This window comes from Diaphorobacter sp. B2A2W2, from assembly GCF_056730635.1.
On sequence record NZ_JBWZOR010000003.1, the window covers coordinates 427124 to 450750 of the forward strand.

Sequence of the window (23627 nt, forward strand, 5' to 3'; positions counted from 1 at the left end):
GCCTGTAGTCCTACTTGCAGCTTCCTCGCTCGTTGCTTGGATAGCGAGTGTCCCTTCGTACAATCCAGCCAAAAAATCAGGCGCTCCTGACTTCTCGGTGGCGCCGTCATCTTCGTCTTACTTTTACATCGCATATTGGTGGTGTGCAGCCTTTCTTCCTTCTTATAGAAGCTGCGTGCCTCAAGCGTTGACCGTTCCTGGAATCCAATGGCCTCCTTGCAGTTGACCACCACGCTCATGGGCTTCGGCTTGGCAGCGTTAATCCTTTACCTCATCCGCCGCGATCATTTGTACGTGATGCACGGATTGTTTTGGGTTTTCGTGGCGAGCGCTGCGGCTTTTTTGGGAGTCTGGCCGGGGCTTATCGATAAGTTGGCTGGCTTGGCAGGCATTAGTTATCCGCCTGCGCTGCTGCTTTTGCTAGCGTGCATGGTCCTTTTGGTGAAGGCGCTGCACTCGGATATGGTGAACACGCGTATCGAGCGGGATGTTCGGAGACTGAATCAGCGCTTGGCATTGCTGCAGGCTGATATTGAAACCCAGAGAATTGCGGCGGAGCCGTTGAACTCCAACGAGCACCTCTCGGTATGACGACCGAGTTACTTCCCGTCATTTTGTGTGGCGGCTCTGGTACCCGTTTGTTCCCTTTGTCGCGTGAAAGCCACCCCAAGCAGTTCCTTGCCTTGACTGGCCCGCAAACCATGCTGCAGCAGACGGCCATGCGTTTGCGGGGATGGAATGAGGGTATCTCATTGGCGCCGACGCCTACCTTGGTATGCCACGAAGAGCACCGCTTCTTGGCCGCGAGTCAATGGGGGGAAGTGGAAAGCGGGGCGGCATCGATCATCCTGGAGCCGCTTGGGCGCAACACTGCACCCGCGCTGACACTGGCTGCGCTGCATGCCTGCCGGGATGGCGGAGATCCGGTGATGCTGGTGATGCCTGCCGACCATGTGATCCAGGACATTACAGCTTTTCAGAATGCTGTACGCGCAGGGCTCGAGTACGCGAGCCGAGGCGCCGTGATCACCTTCGGCATCTTGCCCCAATATCCTGAAACTGGTTTTGGCTACATCCAATACCGGCACGAACACGCAGAAGACAGAGTTTTTCCGGTGGAGGCATTCACCGAAAAACCTCCTCTAGCCTTGGCGCAGCAATATGTGCAGCAGCAGAATTTTCTGTGGAATAGCGGCATCTTCATGCTGCGCACCAGCACATGGCTGAGGGCCCTGCAGCTATGCAACCCAGAGATTCTTGGCAGTTGCCAGGCTGCCATGCGTTCGGCAAGACACGATCTGGATTTCATCCGTCCTGATAAAGCCGCCTTCACCGCCTGTCCATCCGACTCTATTGACTACGCGGTGATGGAGAAACTCTTGGCCCATCCTGAGTGGGGCATTGCATGTTCGGTTGTATCGCTGAAAGCGGGTTGGTCTGACGTGGGCTCTTGGGATGCCCTGTGGAAGGTCATGGAGCGAGACAGTCGCGGTAATGTAGTCATTGGCGGCGCCGTACTACACCAAGACTGCAATGACACCCTGTTCATGTCCAATAGCCGACTAGTAACTGGCGTAGGGTTGCGCGACTTGGTTGTCGTAGAAACCGCCGACGCGGTGTTGGTGGCAGACAAGCGCTGTACCCAAGAAGTGAAGAGCCTGGTCAATCGTCTCAGTCAGGCGGGACACAGAATTACCAACCAGCATCGCAAAGTGCATCGGCCGTGGGGCTGGTACGACCTGATCGATAGCGGGGAGCGCTTTCAGGTCAAGCGCATTGTGGTGAACCCCGGCGCCAGCCTCAGCCTGCAAATGCACCAGCATCGCGCCGAGCACTGGGTGGTGGTGAAAGGTGAGGCAGAGGTCACCCATGGTGAACGTAATTTCTCGTTGAAGGAGAACGAGTCCACCTACATCCCGCCAGGGCACAAGCATCGCTTGCGCAATAGAGGGGCTCAGCCGCTTGAGATCATCGAAGTTCAGTCGGGTTCCTACCTGGGTGAGGATGACATTGTTCGCTTTGATGATGCCTACGGCCGGATCGATGCTTCTGAGAGTCCCCATGGCTGAGTCAATCGCTGTGCTGAAGTTGCCAGAGGTGGTGGAGGTTTTGCATCTCGCTGCAAAAGCGTCCATCTCCGCCTCGGGTATTGGTGTGCTTGTCATCAACTACAACACGGCACCACAAACGTTGCGCTGTCTGGCATCCATCCAGCAATCCAAATTGCTGCCGGATTGGGTTCTGGTGCTCGATAACGCTTCCGCGTCGGACGACTATCAGCACCTCTTACAAAACGCGCAGTCCCCCCAGGCGGGCAGCCTCCACATTTACCGGTCAGAGACAAACCTGGGTTTCGCCCAAGGTAGCAATGTACTGATCGATTTGCTGCTGCAAAACGCCTCTTGCCAGCGCATCATGCTGCTCAACAACGATGCGGTGGCCCACCCAGACATGTTGGGCAGCCTGGATGAAATGCTCAACACGGCTGGAGACGTGGCTGGACTAGCAGGTGGCCGCATGCACAGACTGGCTGCACCTGATGAGGTGGATACCCTGGGTATCGCCATCTATGCCAGCCTGATGCCCGCTGACCGAAAAACGCTGGACGACATCTACGTCGGTCCCACTGGTGGTTGCTGCATGCTCACACGGCGGTGTGTCGAGCGTTTGTTGGCTTTGTCTGGATACTGCTTCGACCCGCGCTTCTTCTGTTACTGTGAAGATACCGATTTGGTGCTGCGCGCTTTACTCCTGGGCTACCAGCCGGCATACCTGGACAAGTTATTAGCGTGGCATGAAGGCCAAGCCAGCAGCGGCGGTGGCTACAACCCCTTCATTGCCTACCACGGCTTGCGCAACACGCTGTGGATGCATATCAAGCTGATACCAGCACGTCTGCTATGGCGCAACTTCCTACGTTTGCTATTGGCCCACATCCTCATGGTGGGCCGTCACACGATGGCGGGGCGATTTTTGTTGATATTGCGGGTGTATCGCGATGCGTTATATCGCGCACCCGAGTTCTTTCACGAACGCAGGCAGCTTATGAGTCGCATGCATGGTTCTGACGCCATAAGTGCGCTCTGCCATCGCATCACCCACCGTTTCTATCGTTTGGGATACCTACGATTGGTGTTGCAGTCACTCCCGGTTTTCAAACATTTTTTCTCAGATTCCAAGGTATGACGGTTTTGGTAACAGGCGGCGCAGGCTTCATTGGCGCCAACTTTGTGCTCGACTGGCTGGCTGTCGGTGACGAGCCGGTGGTGAACCTGGACAAGCTCACCTACGCGGGCAACCTGCACAACCTGGACAGCCTGCAGGGCGATGGCCGTCACGTGTTCGTGCAGGGCGACATCGGTGACCGCACGCTGCTGGATCGTCTGCTGGCCGAGCACCAGCCACGCGCCGTGATCAACTTCGCCGCCGAATCCCACGTAGACCGCTCCATCCACGGCCCCGAGGACTTCATCCAGACCAACGTCGTCGGCACCTTCAGGCTTTTGGAGGCCGTAAGGCACTACTGGCAAGCGCTGCCAGCTACACAAAAAGAAGCATTCCGCTTCCTGCACGTGAGCACCGACGAAGTCTATGGCAGTCTGGCGCCGGCTGCTGCGGCCTTCACCGAAGAGCACAACTACGAGCCCAACAGTCCGTACTCCGCCAGCAAGGCGGCCAGTGACCACCTGGTACGGGCCTGGCACCACACCTACGGCCTGCCGGTACTCACCACCAACTGCAGCAACAACTACGGCCCGATGCACTTTCCGGAAAAGCTCATCCCGCTGATGATCGTCAACGCCCTGGCAGGCAAGAGCCTGCCCGTGTATGGCGACGGCATGCAGATCCGGGACTGGCTGTACGTCAAGGACCATTGCAGCGCCATCCGGCACGTGCTGCAGGCGGGCCGGCTGGGCGAGACCTACAACGTAGGCGGCTGGAACGAAAAGCCCAACATCGACATCGTCAACACCGTGTGCGCCCTGCTGGACGAGTTGCGCCCGCGCAGCGACGGCCAGAGCTACACAACCCAGATCACCTACGTTACCGACCGCCCTGGCCACGACCGCCGCTACGCCATCGACGCACGCAAGCTCGAGCGCGAACTGGGCTGGAAGCCCGCGGAAACCTTTGAGACCGGCATCCGCAAGACCGTGCAGTGGTACCTGGACCACCCCGAATGGGTGGCCCAGGTGCAAAGCGGTGCCTATCGCGAGTGGGTGCAAAAGCAATACGAAGGCGCTGCGGCATGAACATCCTCTTGCTGGGCAAGAGCGGCCAGGTGGGCTGGGAACTGCAGCGCAGCCTGGCCGTGCTGGGCCGGGTCACCGCGCTGGACCACGACAGCACCGAGCACTGCGGCGACTTTGCCAACCCTGAAGGCGTGCGCGAGACCGTGCGCGCCCTGCGGCCTGACGTCATCGTCAACGCCGCCGCCCACACTGCCGTGGACAAGGCCGAGAGCGAACCCGAGATTGCCCGGCTGCTCAATGCCACCACGCCCGGCGTGCTGGCAGAAGAAGCTGCGCGCCTGGGTGCCTGGCTGGTTCACTACAGCACCGACTACGTGTTCGACGGCAGCGGCACGCGGCCTTGGGTGGAAACCGATGCGCCGGCTCCGCTGTCAGTCTATGGCGCCACCAAGCTGGAGGGCGAACAGCACATCCAGCAGACAGGGTGCCACCACCTCATCCTGCGCACCAGCTGGGTCTATGCCGCACGCGGCGGCAACTTTGCCAAGACCATGCTCCGCTTAGGCAGCGAGCGCGAGCGCCTCACCGTCATCGACGACCAATGGGGTGCGCCCACGGGGGCTGACCTGCTGGCCGACGTGACGGCACATGCCGTCCGCCATCTGCAAAGCCGCCCCGGGGACGGCGGCCTGTACCACTGCGTGGCGAGCGGCGAGACGAACTGGCACTCCTATGCGAAATACGTTCTGGAGCATGCCAGGCAAGCGCAACCAGCTATTGAATTGAAAGCAACCGAGGTGGCGCCCGTGCCCACCAGCGCCTTTCCTACGCCGGCGCGGCGCCCGCACAACTCGCGCTTGGACACCACCCGGCTGCAAACCACCTTCGGCCTGGTGCTGCCGCCTTGGCAGCAGGGCGTGGCGCGCATGCTCACCGAAATCCTCTGACCGAACCCCCCCCAATGCAATGACGACACCCACGCGCAAGGGCATCATCTTGGCCGGCGGCTCCGGCACCCGCCTGCACCCGGCAACGCTTGCCATCAGCAAACAATTGCTGCCGGTGTATGACAAGCCCATGATCTACTACCCGCTGAGCACGCTGATGCTGGCGGGCATCCGCGAGATCCTCATCATCAGCACCCCGCAGGACACGCCGCGCTTTGAGCAACTGCTGGGAGACGGCAGCCAGTGGGGCCTGCAATTGCAATACGCCGTGCAGCCCAGCCCCGACGGACTGGCCCAGGCCTTCCTGATCGGTGAAGACTTCCTGGCCGGCAGCCCCAGCGCGCTGGTGCTGGGCGACAACATCTTCTACGGCCACGACTTCCACGAACTGCTGGCCAATGCCATGGCCCGCCCGCAAGGGGCCAGCGTCTTTGCCTACCACGTGCACGATCCCGAGCGCTATGGCGTGGCCGAATTCGATGCCAGCGGCAAAGTGCTGAGCCTGGAGGAAAAACCCCAGAAGCCTAAGTCCAGCTACGCCGTCACGGGCCTGTACTTCTATGACAGCCAGGTGGTCGAACTGGCCAAGGAGCTCCAGCCCAGCCCGCGCGGCGAACTGGAAATCACCGACCTCAACCGCCTGTACCTGGAGCAAGGCCAATTGAGCGTCGAGATCATGGGCCGCGGCTACGCCTGGCTAGACACCGGCACGCACGACAGCCTGCTGGACGCCAGCCAATTCATCGCCACGCTGGAGCAGCGCCAGGGCTTGAAGATTGCCTGCCCCGAGGAAATCGCCTGGCGCAACGGCTGGATCGATGCCGCCCGGCTGGAGCGACTGGCCCAGCCGCTGGCCAAGAACGGCTACGGCCAGTACCTGCAACGACTGCTGAAAGAGACGGTGTACTGATGAAGGCAACGCGACTGGCCATCCCCGAAGTGGTGCTGATCGAACCCCAAGTGTTCGGCGACGCACGGGGATTCTTCTTCGAGAGCTTCAACCAGAAGACCTTCAACGAGGCCACAGGCACAAACCACCCGTTCGTGCAAGACAACCACAGCCGCTCCAGCCAGGGCGTGCTGCGTGGCCTGCACTACCAGATCCAGCAGCCACAGGGCAAACTGGTGCGTGTGGCGCGGGGCAAGGTATGGGATGTGGCAGTGGACATCCGCAAGAGCTCACCGACCTTCGGGCAATGGGTGGGGGCAGAGCTGTCCGAGGACAACCAGCACCAGTTGTGGGTACCGCCGGGCTTCGCGCATGGCTTTGTGGTGCTCAGCGAAAGCGCGGACTTCCTGTACAAGACGACGGACTACTACGCACCCGAGCATGAGCGGTGCATTGCGTGGAACGATCCGCAGTTGGGGATCCGCTGGCCGTATGAAGGCGAGCCCAGGTTGTCGGCCAAGGATACGCAGGGGCTGGCGCTTGCTGCGGCGGAGGTGTTCGTCTGATGCAGCACTTTTTGGCCAACCCGAAAGAAATGTATGGCAGCTTGTGGCGCCATCGGGATCTAATTGTGGCATCCGTAAAACGTGATGTTTTGGGGCGTTATCGCGGCTCTGCTCTAGGCCTACTGTGGTCTTTTCTAAACCCTTTACTCATGTTGGCTGTATATACATTTGTTTTCAGCAATATATTTAAATCGCGTTGGCCTGGCAGCACTGACTCTAAAAGCGAATTTGCCCTTGTACTATTTCCCGGGTTGATCATATTTAGCATTTTTTCGGAGTGTATCAATCGCGCTCCCGGCGTCATTGTTGTACATGCAAATTACGTTAAGAAGGTGGTGTTTCCATTGGAGATACTACCTTTCGTGAGTGTGATATCAGCGATGTTCCATGGCGCGATTAGTTTTTTCGTCTGGGTTGTTGCCTACGTGTTTTTGGTTGGTGTTCCGCCGGCAACAGTGATTTATTTCCCATTGATAATGCTGCCTTTCTTGTTTTTCTTAATGGGATTAAGTTGGTTTTTGGCCTCTCTGGGAGTTTACCTTCGAGATGTGGCGCAGCTTATCGGGATGGCCACTGCAGTTCTTATGTTTTTAAGTCCAGTTTTCTATCCCGCAGCATCTCTGCCGGAAGAATATCGCTATTTACTATATCTTAATCCGATTACTTTAGTTGTTGAGCAGGTAAGGGCTGTTCTTTATTTTGGCGCACAGCCAGATGCCGATTTGCTGACGGTGTACATAGTTTCCTCTGCCTTGGCAGCTTGGCTCGGATTTCTGTGGTTTCAGAAGACGCGAAGGGGTTTTGCTGATGTCCTCTGAGATTGTTCTTCGAGTTGAAAATCTAAGCAAATGCTATCAAATTTATAAAAATCCACGTGATCGTTTAAAGCAATTCATTTATCCATGGCTTAAAAGTTTTCTTGGACTCCCGCAGAAAAATTATTTTGATGAATTTTGGGCTTTGCGTGATGTTTCTTTCGAGGTTGCGAGTGGAGAGACTGTCGGGATTATTGGGTTGAATGGATCTGGTAAGTCGACGCTGCTCAAATTGATTTGCGATACTTTGAGTGAGAGTGCCGGTCGCGTTGAGAAGAAAGGGCGTGTCGCGGCTCTGCTTGAGCTTGGTTCCGGATTCAATCCGGAATTTACTGGACGCGAAAATATCTACTTGAATGCATCCATACTCGGGCTGAGTAAGGCTGAGATTGATAGACGTTATGGTTCGATCATTGACTTTGCTGATATTGGCGAATTCATTGAGCGCCCAGTCAAAAGCTATTCTTCTGGAATGTATGTGCGTTTGGCATTCGCAGTAATGGCAAATGTCGACGCCGATATCTTAGTGGTCGATGAAGCTCTGGCGGTTGGGGATGCGCTATTTTCGCAAAAATGTATGCGTTTTTTGCGAGATTTCAAGGAGCGAGGGACGATACTTTTTGTTAGCCACAGTACAGGTGCAGTGGTTAATTTGTGTGATCGCGCAATATGGCTGGAAAAGGGTCGGGTGAAAGCTATTGGCTCTGCTAAGGCGGTGTCTGAAGAGTATCTTGCAAATAGATATTCTGCTGTACATAGCAGGCAAACAGAGAACAATCAAGCGAAAAATCAGCTTGACAAAGGACTGGCCTCAGAGGCTATCCTGGAATCCCTTGATCAATGCCGGGACATGCGACTAGATTTTATTAATAATTCTAATCTACGAAATGACCTCAAAGTGATCGGATTTCAGGAGGTTAAAAGTAGCTTCGGGAATGGTGGGGCTGTCGTGACATATGCAGGGCTTGAGGATCTTGCTGGGAGGAAACTTTCATGGATGGTCGGGGGGGAGGCTGCTTGTATTGTTGTAGAGGCGAAAGTACTAAATGATTGCTCTGACTTGATTGTTGGTTTTAATATTAAAGACAAACTAGGGCAAGTAATCATAGGGCAAAACACCTATCTCGACACTTGCCTGTCTCCAGTGAAGGTTGCGGCAGGCGAGGTGATTCGTGCTGTGTTCGTCTTCAGGTTGCCTATATTGCCAAGAGGCAGTTATGCCGTAGATGTGGCAATCGCAGATGGCCAACCACCCGATGTGATCCAGCTTCAATGGGTGCACGATGCATTTATTCTGGAATCGCAAACGTCAAGTGCCGTAAGTGGATTGGTTGGCGTCGCATTTGATCGAATTGAATTAAAAAAGGTAGGGTGAAGGATGAATTCTAATAAAATATCACCTAGATCAGCGGTGTTTTTGCATATACAGAAAACTGCAGGGAGTTCAATTGTTGATCTGGCTAGAGCCGCTTACGGATCAGATCAGGTGACTAGCCATGGAGATTTTTTGTTGCCCCCGAAAGAGCTGGATGCGCTGGTTGATGCAAGGGGGAGTGATGATCCTAAACTTCAAAATCGAAGCTTCATTTCGGGGCATTTTGGGTATGACTACGCAAAAAAGATAATGGTACGAAGGTACTCATTTACTTTCTTGCGCAATCCTATTGAAAGAGTTCTCTCGTATTACTATTTCTGCAGAACGAGAAATCCGCTCGAGTATGAAATTTATGCTCTAACCCAAAATCTTTCGCTTGATGAATTTTTGAAACTCGGTTTCGAGCGTCCTTCGGTTAAGGCTTGTATTTGGAATAATCAAACGTGGCAGTTGGCTAACGGATATGGGCATACGAATGGACGTAATATCTTAAGTTACGGCGATAAGGAAATGCTTGATCTGGCAATTGGCCACCTCAATAATTTTTCTTATATTGGGTTTGCTGAAACGTTTGAGAAGGATAGAGATTGTATTCTGCGAAGTCTAAATATTAATCCCCCTCAGGGTAAGGTTGTTTCAAATGCTAATCCCGGGCGTCCAACGTTAGAAGACTTGCCACGTACAACTAGAGATCTGCTTGTCGAACTAACCCATCTCGACCGCGCGCTTTATAAGGCGGCGTGGCGACAGCGTAAAACGTTAATAGGGCGTTTGAACAGAGGTTTGAAAAATCTTACGCGGTGTCCGGTTTAAAGGGCTAGGAGACGAGATGAAAGCCAATGACCTTAATAAATGGCTCGTACAAGAGCGTGCGCGTCTGATAGATAATTACCTCAATTTGATCCAAAAGTGCTTGGGGGGAACCATATATGAAGATCCTCCACTACAGGCGCTAGGCTCTGATAAGTTTGATCCAGTATTGCGCGAATACGGTTGGGATTGGCCTTCGATGGCTCATACGATGATCGGGCAAAAGCGACTTGGTAATATTCGCCAGCTTGTTGAGAGTGTTCTCGGGAATGGGATAGAAGGGGATTTTATCGAAACAGGCGTATGGCGTGGCGGCGCGTGCATATTAATGAGGGCAATCCTGGATGCATATCACATTACAGATAGATGTGTGTGGCTTGCGGATTCTTTCGAGGGACTTCCCCCGCCAAATGAAGAAATGTATCCCGCAGATGCAGGGGATAATTTTCATACATTTAATGATTTGAGAATTTCTCTCGAAACGGTTCAGCACAATTTCCAGAAATATGGTCTTTGGGATCAGCAGGTGCGTGTTCTCAAGGGATGGTTCAAAGATACCTTGCCAAATGCGCCAATTGATAAATTAGCTATTCTGAGATTAGATGGCGACATGTATGAATCTACTTGGGATGCTCTCAATGCTCTTTATAACAAAGTCTCCATCGGTGGCTATGTAATTGTGGATGACTATCACGTCGTTCAGGGATGTAAGTTGGCTGTTCAAACCTTCCTGGCTGAAAAACGGTTGAGTCCAGTCCTTCAAGAGATTGATGGCGTTGGTGTTTATTGGCAGGTCGCCAATGGGACATCATCTTCCTGAGCAGAAAGAGATTGTCATGCGTAGAAAAAAACACAATTACGAATATTCTGTCGATACGGCCTCTGCCTCTGCACCCGCGAATGTAGTTCGCTTGGTGGGTGTTAATAAGCGCGTATTAGAAGTGGGGTGCGGGCCTGGATCAATAACTAAAGTACTTTTTGAGCAGAATAGATGTCGCGTAACAGGGGTGGAAATCGATGCAGATGCAATTGATAGAGTGCGGCCTTATTGCGATCAAGTGATTCGGGCTGATTTAAATTCATCGAATTGGCCTGAGCTCATTAATGCACTCGAGAAATTTGAAGTGGTTGTGGCTGCGGATGTCCTAGAGCATCTATATGACCCTTGGAGCAACCTTAAAAAAATAGCCTCTTTTATTGCGCCCGATGGGTATGCCGTCATCTCGTTGCCACACGCCGGCCATGCCTCAGTGATTTCTTGTCTTTTAAATGGTGATTTTCAATATAGAGATTGGGGGTTGCTTGATAGAACTCATATCCGTTTTTTTTGCCTCAAAAATATAGAAGATCTGTTTTCTGCGGCTGGGTTGAAGATTGTGGATGTAAGGTATGTGATCGCAACTCCTGAGGCTACTGAGTTTGCAAATAGCTGGAGCCGTCTATCCAACGACCAGAAAGCAGCTATCAATAAAGCTCCTCATTCAAATGTCTATCAAGTGGTGATCAAGGCTGTCGCACTTGAAAGCGAGGGTGATGTTGTTCCATTAATTCCGCCTTCTTCTCAGTTCTCGGTAAATATGCCTTCGCTCCGATTTCGACTAGGGGCCTGGATGGGGCCCGTATGGAGGGCACGAATTCATAAACTCATTCACTTCTTTGGAATCAGGATCTGATCTTTGGCGATTCTGTGAGGATTATTGGTGATGAGTATTACGAAAATATCTGATGCGTCTGGTAATAGTGTTAAATTGATTGCATTCTATCTTACGCAATTTCATCCAACACCCGAAAATGATGTGTGGTGGGGGAGGGGGTTTACCGAGTGGACAAATGTGACCAAGGCGAAACCGCTATTTGATGGTCACTACCAACCGCATCTTCCTACAGATTTGGGATTTTATGATCTGAGGGTTAGGGAGACTAGGCGTGATCAAATTAAGATGGCGAAAGATCACGGAATTGATGGATTTTGCTACCATTATTATTGGTTTTCTGGCAAGAGGATATTGAACCGTCCGTTGGATGATATGCTTTCTGACCAAGAAAGCGATATGCCATTTTGCCTTTGCTGGGCTAATGAAAATTGGACTCGCCGTTGGGATGCTGCGGAGCATGAGGTTTTGATTGCTCAAAAATATCTCCCGGATGACGACACCGATTTTATAAAATCATTGGTTCCTTTTTTTGAGGATGAGAGGTATATTAGGGTTGATGATAAACCAATTTTGATTGTTTATAGGCCGCAGCATCTTCCTGATGCTGGGAAGACAATTGAAATATGGCGTGAGTTTTGTCGAAAAAATGGAGTTGGTGAGATATTTTTATGCGCTGCATTGACGCACGGCAATGAAAATTATGCGGATTATGGATTTGATGCGGGGGTGGAGTTCCCTCCGCACAATATGAAATCTGCCAATGTTAATTCTGAGATTGCGTTCTACCAACCGTTTGTCGGAAATGTTATGGACTATGCGACGGTCGCGCAGTCTTACCTCTCTCGCACCTATGATGGAGGGAAAGTTTTTAAGACAATATTTCCTTCTTGGGATAATACGGCGCGAGTGAATAATAGGGCCCTTCTGTTTCTAAATGGCGAGCCTGACAATTATGAGTTTTGGCTGAGTTCTACTTTGGATTTGGCTGCAAAGCAAGGGGACGAAATAGTATTTGTTAATGCATGGAACGAATGGGCCGAAGGTTGTCATCTCGAGCCGGATCGAGAGTTTGGCCATGGCTTTTTGCTGGCGACTAAGAGTGCAAAAATGGGTGCTCGCAGGTTCTCTGAATTTCCAAACAAGGAAGTTCCCGTGGTGATAAGGGAGAACAGGCGTATTTTCTTTGCTGACCTAAGTGAGGTTTTGGCTTTCCACATCAAGTCTGCATTTGAAAATATTCAGTCAGCGGTCTTGCGGCGACCGTTGATTCATCGGGTTTTGTTGCCCTTTGTTAGAGTATTGAGAAGTTTTCGCAAGCTCTTCTCGTGAGTGTGAGGTGGCCTATAGCGAGTGCAACTCAGAATGTGAGTCGTTGAATAGTCGCTCTATGATCTGTTCGACGGCGTTTTTTATGGTGATGTTGGCAGTCTTGATGGTGATGGTGGGGTGATCTGGTTGTTCATAAGGACTGCCGATCCCTGTCATGTTGGGAAGTTGTCCACTACGTGCTTTTTTGTACAACCCTTTTGGATCGCGTTGCTCGCACACTTCCAATGGCGTATCGACAAATACTTCGATGAAATTTTCTTCCCCAATGAGTTCCCGAGCCATTTGACGCTCGGCACGGAACGGGCTGATGAACGCGGTCATAACGATCAGCCCGGCATCCATCATGAGCTTGGCCACTTCGGCGACGCGGCGGACGTTTTCCACGCGGTCCGCATCGGTGAAACCTAAGTCTTTGTTCAGTCCTTGTCGGATGTTGTCGCCATCGAGGATGTAGGTGCGCTTGCCGCGGATGTGCAGGGCTTTTTCAAGTGCATCAGAAATTGCAGATTTGCCCGAACCTGAGAGGCCTGTGAACCAGATCACGCTGCCTTTATGGCCATTGAGCCGTTCGCGGTCTCGCCGGGTTATGCTCAAAGATTGCCTGTGGACGTTCTGTGCGCGGCGCAGGTTATGTGTGATGAGGCCTGCCGCCACTGTTGCTTGTGTGAAACGCTCAACAAGGATGAAAGCACCTAAGGTGTGCGAGGTGGCGTAGGTGTCGAACACCACGGGGCGGCTCAGCGCCAGGTTACATTCAGCAATATCGTTCAGGTCTAGGTGCCGACATGCTTCATGGGCACCTGTGTTGACGTCTATACGGTGTTTGATGCAAGTCAGGGATGCGCCTGCCCATTGGTTGGCCAGTTTCAGCTCATAGCTGCGACCTACCATTCCCTTGTCTTCATGCATCCAGATGATGGTCGCCGTGAACTGATCGGTCAACTGAAGGGGATTATCAGCTTCGGCCAAAATGTCGCCGCGCGATGCATCCACTTCTTTGTCCAGCACCAGGGTGATGGCGCTGCCCGGCAAGGCCTCTGATGCATCTCCCGCCGGCGTAACGATACGCTTGACACGTGCTGTTTGGCCTGAGGCGGTAACCCGCACTGTGCTACCCACGGCTAACCGCCCACTGGCAATGCTACCGCCCAAGCCTCTGAATTCCGAACACGGCCGGTTGACAAATTGCACAGGGAACACGACGCGCTGGTCGGTCGCTGGAGGTATTTGCACCGTTTCTAAGTATCCCAAGAGCGTAGGGCCGTGATACCAAGGCGTGTGCGCAGAGCGGGTAGTCACGTTGTCCCCAAGTAGTGCAGAACTTGGGATGGCCGTAACGCTGTCAAATTGCAGACCTTCGGCCAGGTTCGCAAAGTCTTGCTCAAGGCGCTTAAACGCTTTGGCATCAAACCCGATCAAATCCATTTTGTTAATGGCCAAGGCCAGGTGACGGACCCCCATCAGTGAGAGCAGGCGGGTGTGCCGCCGCGTCTGCGTCAGTAAACCTTTCCTCGCATCAATCAGGATGACCGCCACATCGGCGGTAGATGCACCCGTTACCATGTTCCGCGTGTATTGCTCATGTCCGGGGGTGTCCGCCACGATGAACCTGCGCCGCGCGGTGCCAAAAAACCGGTAGGCCACATCAATAGTGATGCCTTGTTCCCGCTCTGCGGTCAGGCCGTCCACCAATAGGGCCAAGTCAATGTTCTGGCCTTGTGTGCCATGACGCTTTGAGTCCGCGGTCAACGCGGCCATTTGGTCGTCAAAAACGTAATGCGATTCCCACAGCAGCCGCCCTATCAAGGTACTTTTGCCATCATCGACGCTGCCACAGGTAATGAAACGCAGGGTGTCTTGTTGTGCCTGCTGTGCAAGCCAATCACCTAAATTAGATGTATCGCGGCTGCGTGCCGGGTATCGGGCCGCTTGAGATTTTGTGGGGCGTGCCATCAGAAATAGCCCTCCTGCTTCTTCTTCTCCATTGATCCTGCGCTGTCGGTGTCTATCTTGCGGCCCTGCCGTTCGGACTGGTGGGTGTTGATCAGCTCCAGCAGGATGTCTTCCAGTGTGTCCGCCTCAGACTCGATGGCGCCCGTCAGCGGGTAGCACCCCAGTGTGCGAAAGCGTACCTTGCGTATCTGAATCTCCTCGCCTGGCAGCAGTTGGCAGCGATCATCGTCCACCAGCATGATCATTCCTGGGCGCACCACAACCGGGCGTGGTTTGGCAAAGTAAAGTGGCACAACCGGGATGCGCTCATGGTGGATGTATTGCCAAATATCCAGTTCTGTCCAATTCGACAGGGGGAAAACGCGGATGTTTTCACCCGGATTTTTGCGCGTGTTGTACAGGCTCCAGAGCTCGGGGCGTTGGTTCTTGGGGTCCCATCGGTGACTGGCGGTGCGAAATGAGAACACACGTTCCTTGGCTCGCGATTGTTCTTCGTCTCGTCGCGCACCACCAAACACCACATCAAACTTGTACTTGTCGAGTGCCTGCTTCAATCCCTCGGTCTTGGTAATGTCGGTATGGCGGGCAGAGCCATGCTGGAAGGGATTGATGTTTTTCTCAATAGCCTCGGGGTTGGTATGCACTAGCAGTTGCATCCCCCCTTCGCGCGCCATCCAGTCTCGGAAGTCGTACATCTCCTGAAACTTCCACTGCGTGTCCACATGCAGCAGTGGAAACGGCGGCACTCCTGGATAAAACGCTTTGCGTGCCAGGTGCAGCATCACGCTGCTGTCTTTGCCAATCGAATACAACATGGCAGGGTTTTGCGACTCGGCCACTGCTTCTCGAATGATGTGAATGCTCTCCGCCTCCAACCACCTTAGGTGTGGCGAGAGGGGCTTCGTAGATCCATTTGCGTCGTTTAGATGCAGGCTGCCACTAGGTAGAGCAGATCGATATGCCTGCGGACAAAAGTGAATGGTTGGGGTGTTTTTTGTTTCTCTCAACGCCTCGACCAACGTGCCGTGGGGAAACACTGCCACAGGCTTGTTGATGTGTTTCTGCAGTGCCAGCAGGGCTTGCCAAATAGTATTGTGTTGAGTGTTTGGCAACGGTACCCAAAAACGCGCGCCGCGCGCGTCGTTGGCATGCAGACAGGGAATGCCGTTCGGTAACGAGTTCAGTTGAGCAAAAAGAACGCGGTCGCGTCGTTTTCGCGCGTGCTCAATTGCCCAGCCCAGCACCAAGCGGTTTGGTGGGCGCCCATGCTCGTCTCGTAAATCATCACCGCGCAGTTCCTGCGGGAGCAGCCCTGACGCCTTGAGTCTACGCTCGGCGGTTCGTCTGGTGTCGGCTTCGCCACAACTCTTCAGATGCTCGTAGGCAAGCTCAGTGTCCCACACCTGGTGAGTGTCGAGGCCCGGCAAACCCCGAGTAGTGTATGTCGCAATTTGCGATTTCATTAAATTAATTGCTCTAATATGCGTGCTAGGATGTGTAGCATCAATCAATTTTCGCTTATTTGCAATATGCGACATGCTGAGTTTGTTGGACTGCTCGACAAGCTGCTACCCATCGCACGACTTGCTGGTAGCGAAGTGATGGCTATCTATGCCAAAGGGCGAGTGGAAGCAAAGCTGAAGGAGGACACGTCTCCAGTCACGCTAGCTGATTTGTCTGCCCATCGGGTGCTGGTCCAACAACTACAGCGATTGCTGCCAAACTGCACCGTGGTGTCTGAGGAGGCGGAGGGTCCGTACGTACATCGCCAAAGTGAACGGTTTTGGTTGATCGATCCGCTGGACGGCACCAAGGAGTTCATCTCCCGCAACGGGGAGTTCACCGTGAACATCGCTTTGATAGAAGGGGGCCGCAGTGTCATGGGTGTGGTGTATGCACCGGCCATCGACACACTTTATTGGGGTGGTTCAGGCTTGGGCGCATGGCGATGCATGGGTGGTGAAACCATTCCGATCCGGGTGAGTCACCGTGGCGATGGTTCCGTGTGCCGGGTCATCGCGAGCAGGAGTCATCTCAACACGGAGACTCAGGCAATGGTCCACCGGCTAGGGCCTGTTCAGTTGATGTCGGTGGGGAGTTCGCTGAAGTTTTGCCGCATTGCCGAAGGTACGGCAGATGTTTATCCGCGCATAGCCCCGACTTGCGAGTGGGACACGGCGGCAGCGCAAGCCGTGCTGGAGGGGGCGGGGGGCGTAGTGCTGGACCTGCAAGGCCAGTCTCTGAGTTATGGCAAACCCAATGTGTTTAATCCACCGTTTGTTGCTGCAGGCAGTGCTGCTTGGATACCGAAGTGATTGACACGTCTTATGCCCTTGCCGGGGCGTTAACTGGTTTTGTGGTGGGTCTCACGGGGGTGGGTGGGGGCGCTTTAATGACGCCTATTTTGCTGATTTTTTTCGGGGTGTCTCCGACCACAGCGATCGCCACTGACTTATGGTTTGCAGCCGTCACCAAACTTGTTGGAGCACGTGTGCATCACACCAACGGCCATGTCGACTGGCAAGTGGCTAGGCGCCTATGGATGGGAAGTCTGCCAGTAGCACTGCTCATCGTGGTGATTGTCAGCCTCGATGGGCAGGTGGCCCAGGTGGAATGGCTGACTAAAGCGATTGGCATCGTTGTGCTGATCACGGCTGTGGGCTTGTTTGCTGCGCCAAGATTGTTGGCTTATGCGCGTGGGCGACGTGTTAACGGGGCAGAGCGTTTTAAGGCAGTTCAACCGTCGTTGACGGTGACCGCTGGCGCGATCTTGGGGCTGTGCGTCGCCCTGACGTCGGTAGGGGCCGGCGCGTTGGGTAGCGTGATGTTGCTGTATCTCTACCCTCTACGGATGACCCCACATCGCCTAGTTGCCACTGATCTCGTTCATGCAATCCCGCTGGCGGTAGTTGCGGGAGCGGGCTATCTGTTTGCGGGAATGGTGGACTGGTGGATGCTGGCCGGTTTGTTGGCTGGCTCTGTTCCGGCGGTACTTTTAGGGAGCCTACTCGCAGGGAAGATCCCCGGCAGATGGGTTCAGTTGGCTCTGGCGATGGCGCTGGTCGCGGGAGGCATTAAGGTGATGGGGTAATGCGGGCGATTGGGGTGCCGCTAGCCAATAGTGCCTATGTCCAACTTATACGTTTTTGGTAATTTTTTTCGCTCTGAGTGCGGGTCGTCCATGCGCGATGCTGAGGAGCGTTGAAACAACCATGTACCGTGCGGCGTAGGCCCAAGATCTGAAAATTTTGGAGCGATCTATCTTGGGAGTGTGCATTGCAAGCGGCACCTCCGCAATGCGCTTGCCCTCGCGTTTCATCAGCAGCAGCGTTCCAATGTCTTGGTAGTCCAGAAGAGTAGCTTCGGCCAAGGCCGCCACTTGCATTGCGGCATGGTTATAAAAACGAAAGCCTGAAACAAAGTCACGCAAACCCAAGCCAGTGACCCACCTGAACCATTGCCATGCTGCTCGACGCGGCAAGCTATTGCTCGTCGCAAAGTAGCCCACTGCCATATCAGCTTCGCTATCTGTGTTAATCAGCGTTGGCAGTTCTTCCACTTCGTAGCGGCCCTCTGCGTCGATGGTGATGACGGACGCGTAACCTTGAGCGAGAGCATGACGTATGCCCGTCTGCAAGCTGCCCCAGGTGGTCATAGCCAGAAGGGGGCGTAGAACCTTTGCACCGTACTGTTCTGCCAGGTGGCAAGTCGCGTCGGTGCTTCGGTTGTCCACCACCAGAACTGCTGCGTTGACCAGTCCGCGTACTCGCTGTATCAGGTGGGCGATGTCGGCTGCGTTGTTGTGGGTAGCGATGACAACCATCAACCTGCGCGTGGGCTGTACAGGCTGGCTACTTGATGTCATAGCTTTGTAGTGGAGAGCGGCCGTGCGTTCGCAAGGGCTAATGCTGAAGTGCTGATGCAAGGCTTCGTAGCCAGCCTTTCCAAGGCGGTGGCGCAGGGCAGGATCATGATGCAAGCGGGCAATACTGCTACGCCAGGCATCTACATCTTCAAACGGCACGTGTAGCCCGCATTGGGCGCGGGATACCACCCAGGGCATGCCCGAACCAGGTAAATCGGTAACTAAACAGGGGCGGGCATGCTGCATGGCTTCCAGCAACACCACGCCAAACGCCTCGGTGCGCTCGCGTGATGCCAAGCAAAAGAGATCGCACTGGGCAAGCAAAGCATGCTTTTGTGCCTCATCCACAGCACCCAGTAGACGTGTGGCTGGCTGAGCGCCATGCGGAGTCACGTTGCTTATCAGCTCTTCAAGCGTTTCCTGAAGCTCACCGCTTCCCACGATTAGCAGTTCCACGCCGGGCAGAGTGGAAACAGCATGAATCAGCGTTTCGAAGCCTTTGTAGTAGGTGAGCCTACCCACCGACAGCAGCCGGAACTGGGTGTCTGCTCGCCAAAACGATGGTGTTTTGCTAATGGTTTGTGCGTCGACCGAGGCTTCACGCAAGTTGATGCCCAGCGGGACAACATCACACTTGTCGGTCCAAGCGCGTAGGGCTGAGCTGGCTTTCAGATATGGTGGAGACGTCGCGAATATCTGTTGCGCGCGCTCTAGCAATGCTTGTTCAAAGGGCCTATAGAGCAAGTAGGCGAGCGCGACAGACCATTTGATATTGGATACCACCACATCCGAGTGCCAATGCACGACCCAAGGCACTTTGCGAGCACTCGGTAAGGTGAGTGCCCACAGTGCCGAATTATTGGGCATATGCAGGTGTAGGACGTCGGGTTTGATCTGGTCGATGGCGCGCCTGAGAGCTCGTCGAAAGCCCATCGCCATCGGGGCATACACTAGATTGAACTGCACCGGAATGCGTTGCACCCAGGGTGGGTCCGCCGGTAAAGGGTCGCCATGGACCAGCGCATGGGCGTCTATCCCTTGCCGGCGTTGTTCGCAGATCAGATCCGCCAGAAAGACTTCCATCCCTCCGCGATAGGGGGGATAAAACTTGCCGACGTGCAGTACGCGCATGGTGAGAGACGGACGGTTCAGGGTTTTTGCGACTTGGTAGTCGCAATTTGCTCGCGTACTGCTCGATATTGCGGATTGCGGGGGTCCATGCGAATGGCTTGGTCCAGGTCCTTTAATGCCTGGGCCTGATTCCCCCCACGTTGATGTGCGAGGCCACGACCATAAAAGGCAGCCGGGTTGGGGGCGCGTGCCAGGAGTCGGTCAAAAAGGCCGATTGCACGTGCTGTATCTCCCTTGCCAATCAGTGCCATGCCGAGGCCCAGTTCTAATCGGGAGTTGCCAGGGCTCTGTTGTAGCAGCAGGTTGAAGTCAGCAATCGCGGCGTCGAATTGATTGGCGCCAATGGCCGCTTCGGCGTGGCGCAAACGCAGCAGCTGTTGCATTTTCTCCCCCCCTTCAATGGCTTCGGCAGGAGCCTTCAGCGCAGCATCAAAGTTCTGATATGCCTTGGCATACTGGCCCAACGCAAAGGCCGATTCTCCGCGGTGATAGTGCAATGACTGGCCTGAAAAACCTTTGGCCTGGGCCTTGTCGAACGCTTGCAGCGCCTCGGCATGTTTCTTCTGCTGCTGTAACGCGACGCCTGTGTTGAAGCGGGCGTTGCCTTGTGGGTCACCCAGCGCATCGGCGGTGGCAAAGCTACGTTCCGCCTGGGTCAGCAGGCCCTTTTCCAGTTGGTACGCACCGAGATTGAGATACGCGCGACTGCGGCCTACGGCATTGGGAGGTGCGGTGGGGCTGATCTTGTCGGCTGCGTCACCCCACGCCGAGCCTGCATCCTTCAATGACATCACCCGTTCCAAGGCCAGGGCGCCGAATAACACGCCCAGCACCACGCCTACGATGTAAATGCTGCGCGGCTTGAATCCCGTGAGCACGATGGCGGCCAGCCCTGGCAGGGCAACCGCCCACAGGTAGCTGCGGTACAGCACAAAGGGATCCTGAACCCACACGGTGGAAAACTCGGTCACGTACCAGAGCAACGGAAACAGTAGTAGCAATCCAGCGAGACCCCAGAGGTTGCTGCGGCGCACGGCCAGCCACAGGCTAATCAACAGCAACGCGAGATAGGACAACGCGCCCAGAAGGTGCCAAGAAGAGCCAAAACTGAGAGGGAATGCAGGCCGTAAATCAATGGACATCCATTGCACGTTAGGGAACACCCACAGCAGCCCGTACACGAAGAACAGAGCGGCTTCGTTCAAGATGCTGAGCGGGTAGATCTGCTGCGTAATGCCAGGGCGCAGCGCTTCCAACTGCTGCGCCAGAGCCAGAGACTGAGGGTCGAACAGCCTGCCTATGACATGGCCATAAACGCTCCAGAGCGCACCGATGGCCATCATCAGCACCAGCAGTGCGACGCCGACGATGGTTGCAATCTGCTTCCAGCCGGGGCGGCGAACAAAGATATACAGAGGCACGGCCATGGCTACTGTCATCACCGCATATTCCTTGGAGAGCACTGCCGCCACGTAGCTCAGCAGCGCGCCCGCGAACCAGTTAGCACGGCTCGTTTGCAGTCCACGCACAAACATCCAGCATGCCAAGACGGCAAACAGCGTGGCCATGAGGATCGAACGCTGTGCAAGGTAGGCCACGGCATACACGGCAACGGGATTGAGCGCGAAAAGAGCCACCCCTACGCGTAGCGCCGCCGCACGGGAGCGCACGAAATGCTCCTGCTCCTCAAACTCTTGCGGGAAGCGCGCCATGCCGATCAGCGATTTCAGCAGTGCAAATAGTGCAGCTACCACCCCGAGGTGCAGTGCAAGATTGACGGTGCGCTGCTTCCACCAGCCATCGCCAAACAAATCCTGTATCCACACAAAGCTTCCATACGACAGCATGCGTTGCTTGATCTGCAACAGACTGCCATATTCCCCAAAGATGGTCCCGTCGCTCAGGCGTAAGTCGTCAAAGACTAGTCCATTGCCCAGACTGGGGAGGTATATGCCCAACACTGCAATCAGGAGAGCAGCGGCATACACATAGGGGGTCTTGGAAGATTCGGTCATGGAAACGTGATTCCAGTGTTGAGGGGCATATATGCCCTGCTGGGAGCCAATATGGCTGGCGAGTCTAAGAGAAACGGAGAACTCGTTACACCCATTGTTCCGCCGTTAGCCGAAGGAAGTGGTCCAGCATGTGGAAGTGGTCTTCAAAGAACGCTTCTTCCATGCCCGCGAGCCGGTCGATGGCCACCCACTCGGCATGCGCCGCGTCGTCAGCCGCCTGCACCGGGGGTAGCGGGGCGTCCTGCAGGTCGAAGTAGTGCGCGTGGGTGATGGTGCGGCCGCGTTGGCTGCGGTCGGGGTGGTCGAACACCGTCACACTGCGCAGCGCCGCGCGCAGCGTGGCCTCGGGCAGGGCGCAATTCGTTTCCTCTGCCAGTTCACGCAGGCAGGACTGCCACAGCGTCTCGCGTTGTTCGATGAAGCCGCCGGGCACCGCCAGCAGGCCACGCCCTGGTGCGTGGGCGCGGCGGATGAGCAGCACGTGGTCCTGGCAGCGCAGTACCGCGTCCACGGTCACGAACACCGGCGGGTAGGGCGCCGTTGCCCAGGCGGCGCGGTAACCGCGCAGCATCTGCCATTCCTGCTGCAGTGTGGCGAAGTGCGGCGTGTGGGCGAATTGCTCCAACAGCGCTTGCGTGGCGGGCGGCAGCATGGGCGCCAGCGGCTGCAGCGCATGGGCCACGGTGGCGGGTGTGGCGCCGAAGTAGGTGTCGCGGATGGCGGTCGCGTCGATGCGGCCCTGGCGCTCCATGCGTATCAATTCCCAGCCCGGAAAGGCGCTGAGGTAGCTGCTCGTGGCGTCCTTGAAGTGGCCGACCAGCCCCACGCGCGCCTGCGGCGGGCTGTGGCGCGCCACCGCATTGCGCACGGCCTCCACCCACACCGCCTCGTTGTAGTAGTCGCGCACCGGCAGCACGGTGAGGCGCGTGCGGTCGCCCTCGGGCAGAGCCCCGCGCAGCATGGCTTCGCGTTCGTGCCAGGTGAACGGGTTCTTGGGTGTGCGCGCCTGGAAGGCCGAGCCGACGATGACGATGACCTGCTGCGCCTGCACCAGCGCTTCGCGCAGCAGGGCGAGATGGCCGGTGTGGACGGGCTCGAATCGGCCGATGAGGATGGCGGTGTCGTACATGCGGCGATTCGTGTGTTCTCAAAAAAGTGAGCTGCTCGCGCTTGATGGATAAGCGCTAGAGGCAAATTTCGCTTGAAGTCGCCAGTCGTGCACCCTGGGCGTGCATCGCCTCCAGGAAGGCCTCATGCTGCGCCTCGAAGCCGGCCACGGGGCTCATGCAATCGGTGAGCAGCACCAGGCGCCGCGGGCTCCACCCGGGGTGCAGGCGGGCCAGGTGCTGGATGATGTGCTCGGTGGTGGCGCGCACGCAGTGGCTGCTGGCCTCGCCTGCGATGAGCAGCAGGTCTGCGCTGGCCAATTGTTCCAGCAGATGGGTGTTCAGGGCGGTGTGCGGGTCGGCCGCGTCGGGTACTTCGGCCTGCACGGCGCTGTAGTGCTCGGTCCAGGGACTCATGCCCTTGAAGACGGACTGTACGGCGCGTAGGCGATGCGCCTGCCAGTCCCTGCACGCGGCCAGCACGTCGGTATGCACGCCATGGCCCCAGCTGCCGATTTCGCAATGCACGGGCCAGACCATGAGGGTGTAACGGCCCTGGGTTTCCAACGTGTCCAGGTAGTCCAGTGTGCGCGCCAGCGCGGCAGGGTCACGCGGCGCAAATGCACCCGCGCGGACCTGCGCAGCGGTGATGGCGGTGAAGGGCGCCACCGCGCCCCCGTCGCTGCGCTGCCAGTAGGCAGGGTGCGCCACGTCGTACCGCTGGTGCGAGTCGAGGGTGACAGTGATGTGGTCTATACCTGCCCCCTGCGCGCGGATGAACGCTGCCAGGCGCTGCATGTCCGCATGTGCGCCGGGAACGGGCAGCGCCGGGGCGGTTACCGCGCCGCTATGGGGATCGCGCGAGTGCCACGCGGCGGGCAGATCGCAGAAGTCGTTCTGGGGATCGATGGCGAGCAGGTGAACGGTGCTTGTCATGGCGCGGATGCGAGCGTGCAGGGCCTGCAGTGTAGGCAACTG

At 55.6% G+C, this 23627-nt stretch carries 21 protein-coding genes; 15 read left to right on the top strand and 6 right to left on the bottom strand.

The window, feature by feature from the left end; all coding sequences use genetic code 11:
• The first annotated feature begins 207 nt into the window (after positions 1 to 207).
• The 13 genes from AC1PPL_RS08125 to AC1PPL_RS08185 are packed head-to-tail and all read left to right on the top strand — an operon-like array spanning position 208 to position 12579.
• Positions 208 to 591: a DUF2304 domain-containing protein gene (locus tag AC1PPL_RS08125; protein ID WP_123675005.1), complete on the top strand. Its 384-nt coding sequence runs from the start codon at positions 208 to 210 to the stop codon at positions 589 to 591.
• A complete protein-coding gene (locus AC1PPL_RS08130; RefSeq protein WP_479973037.1) occupies positions 588 to 2069 on the top strand; it encodes a mannose-1-phosphate guanylyltransferase/mannose-6-phosphate isomerase in 1482 nt (493 codons plus the stop codon). The genes AC1PPL_RS08125 and AC1PPL_RS08130 overlap by 4 nt, the downstream gene beginning before the upstream one ends.
• Complete coding sequence (locus AC1PPL_RS08135) at positions 2062 to 3186, top strand: glycosyltransferase family 2 protein (protein WP_479973038.1); 1125 nt, start codon at positions 2062 to 2064, stop codon at positions 3184 to 3186. Before AC1PPL_RS08130 ends, AC1PPL_RS08135 begins: the two co-directional genes overlap by 8 nt.
• The gene (rfbB, locus tag AC1PPL_RS08140) at positions 3183 to 4253 is read left to right on the top strand and encodes a dTDP-glucose 4,6-dehydratase (protein ID WP_479973039.1); all 1071 of its coding nucleotides are present in this window, start codon (positions 3183 to 3185) and stop codon (positions 4251 to 4253) included. Before AC1PPL_RS08135 ends, rfbB begins: the two co-directional genes overlap by 4 nt.
• Complete coding sequence (gene rfbD, locus AC1PPL_RS08145; RefSeq protein ID WP_479972970.1) at positions 4250 to 5140, top strand: dTDP-4-dehydrorhamnose reductase; 891 nt, start codon at positions 4250 to 4252, stop codon at positions 5138 to 5140. Before rfbB ends, rfbD begins: the two co-directional genes overlap by 4 nt.
• A gap of 19 nt (positions 5141 to 5159) precedes the next feature.
• Entirely contained in the window at positions 5160 to 6050 is an 891-nt protein-coding gene (gene rfbA / locus AC1PPL_RS08150) for a glucose-1-phosphate thymidylyltransferase RfbA (RefSeq protein WP_479972971.1), read from the top strand.
• Positions 6050 to 6595 carry a dTDP-4-dehydrorhamnose 3,5-epimerase gene (rfbC, locus tag AC1PPL_RS08155; RefSeq protein ID WP_479973040.1) on the top strand — a complete coding sequence of 182 codons (546 nt, stop codon included), beginning with the start codon at positions 6050 to 6052 and terminating at the stop codon, positions 6593 to 6595. The genes rfbA and rfbC overlap by 1 nt, the downstream gene beginning before the upstream one ends.
• Entirely contained in the window at positions 6595 to 7413 is an 819-nt protein-coding gene (locus AC1PPL_RS08160) for an ABC transporter permease (RefSeq protein ID WP_123675008.1), read from the top strand. The genes rfbC and AC1PPL_RS08160 overlap by 1 nt, the downstream gene beginning before the upstream one ends.
• Positions 7403 to 8785, top strand: a complete 1383-nt coding sequence (locus AC1PPL_RS08165; RefSeq protein ID WP_123675009.1) for an ABC transporter ATP-binding protein — start codon at positions 7403 to 7405, stop codon at positions 8783 to 8785. The genes AC1PPL_RS08160 and AC1PPL_RS08165 overlap by 11 nt, the downstream gene beginning before the upstream one ends.
• A 3-nt stretch (positions 8786 to 8788) precedes the next feature.
• The gene (locus AC1PPL_RS08170; RefSeq protein ID WP_479973041.1) at positions 8789 to 9598 is read left to right on the top strand and encodes a sulfotransferase family 2 domain-containing protein; all 810 of its coding nucleotides are present in this window, start codon (positions 8789 to 8791) and stop codon (positions 9596 to 9598) included.
• A gap of 16 nt (positions 9599 to 9614) precedes the next feature.
• A complete protein-coding gene (locus tag AC1PPL_RS08175; protein WP_123675011.1) occupies positions 9615 to 10415 on the top strand; it encodes a TylF/MycF family methyltransferase in 801 nt (266 codons plus the stop codon).
• Positions 10366 to 11268: a class I SAM-dependent methyltransferase gene (locus AC1PPL_RS08180; protein ID WP_123675012.1), complete on the top strand. Its 903-nt coding sequence runs from the start codon at positions 10366 to 10368 to the stop codon at positions 11266 to 11268. Before AC1PPL_RS08175 ends, AC1PPL_RS08180 begins: the two co-directional genes overlap by 50 nt.
• Positions 11269 to 11298: 30 nt before the next feature.
• Positions 11299 to 12579, top strand: coding sequence for a glycosyltransferase WbsX family protein (locus AC1PPL_RS08185; RefSeq protein ID WP_479973042.1), 1281 nt, complete (start codon positions 11299 to 11301; stop codon positions 12577 to 12579).
• A 12-nt stretch (positions 12580 to 12591) separates the two neighbouring features.
• Here the strand turns inward: AC1PPL_RS08185 and cysN are convergent, their stop codons facing one another.
• The gene (gene cysN, locus AC1PPL_RS08190; protein ID WP_123675014.1) at positions 12592 to 14532 is read right to left on the bottom strand and encodes a sulfate adenylyltransferase subunit CysN; all 1941 of its coding nucleotides are present in this window, start codon (positions 14530 to 14532) and stop codon (positions 12592 to 12594) included.
• Positions 14532 to 16070, bottom strand: a complete 1539-nt coding sequence (gene cysD, locus AC1PPL_RS08195) for a sulfate adenylyltransferase subunit CysD (RefSeq protein WP_376738296.1) — start codon at positions 16068 to 16070, stop codon at positions 14532 to 14534. Before cysD ends, cysN begins: the two co-directional genes overlap by 1 nt.
• On the opposite strand from cysD, the gene cysQ reads away from it, so the two are divergent.
• Both cysQ and AC1PPL_RS08205 read left to right on the top strand, forming a co-directional pair.
• The gene (cysQ, locus tag AC1PPL_RS08200; protein WP_454536242.1) at positions 16026 to 16847 is read left to right on the top strand and encodes a 3'(2'),5'-bisphosphate nucleotidase CysQ; all 822 of its coding nucleotides are present in this window, start codon (positions 16026 to 16028) and stop codon (positions 16845 to 16847) included. The two genes, cysD and cysQ, sit on opposite strands and share 45 nt — an antisense overlap.
• Positions 16832 to 17623, top strand: a complete 792-nt coding sequence (locus AC1PPL_RS08205) for a sulfite exporter TauE/SafE family protein (RefSeq protein ID WP_313560625.1) — start codon at positions 16832 to 16834, stop codon at positions 17621 to 17623. Before cysQ ends, AC1PPL_RS08205 begins: the two co-directional genes overlap by 16 nt.
• A gap of 45 nt (positions 17624 to 17668) precedes the next feature.
• On the opposite strand, the gene AC1PPL_RS08210 is transcribed toward AC1PPL_RS08205, so the two are convergent.
• The 4 genes from AC1PPL_RS08210 to AC1PPL_RS08225 form a co-directional block, all read right to left on the bottom strand.
• Positions 17669 to 19528, bottom strand: coding sequence for a glycosyltransferase (locus tag AC1PPL_RS08210; RefSeq protein ID WP_479973043.1), 1860 nt, complete (start codon positions 19526 to 19528; stop codon positions 17669 to 17671).
• 17 nt (positions 19529 to 19545) lie between these two features.
• Positions 19546 to 21543 carry a tetratricopeptide repeat protein gene (locus tag AC1PPL_RS08215; protein ID WP_479973044.1) on the bottom strand — a complete coding sequence of 666 codons (1998 nt, stop codon included), beginning with the start codon at positions 21541 to 21543 and terminating at the stop codon, positions 19546 to 19548.
• 85 nt (positions 21544 to 21628) lie between these two features.
• On the bottom strand, positions 21629 to 22672 hold the full coding sequence (locus tag AC1PPL_RS08220) for a bifunctional nicotinamide-nucleotide adenylyltransferase/Nudix hydroxylase (protein ID WP_479973045.1): 1044 nt from the start codon (positions 22670 to 22672) through the stop codon (positions 21629 to 21631).
• A 55-nt stretch (positions 22673 to 22727) separates the two neighbouring features.
• The gene (locus tag AC1PPL_RS08225) at positions 22728 to 23585 is read right to left on the bottom strand and encodes a cysteine hydrolase family protein (RefSeq protein ID WP_479973046.1); all 858 of its coding nucleotides are present in this window, start codon (positions 23583 to 23585) and stop codon (positions 22728 to 22730) included.
• Positions 23586 to 23627 lie beyond the last annotated feature (42 nt).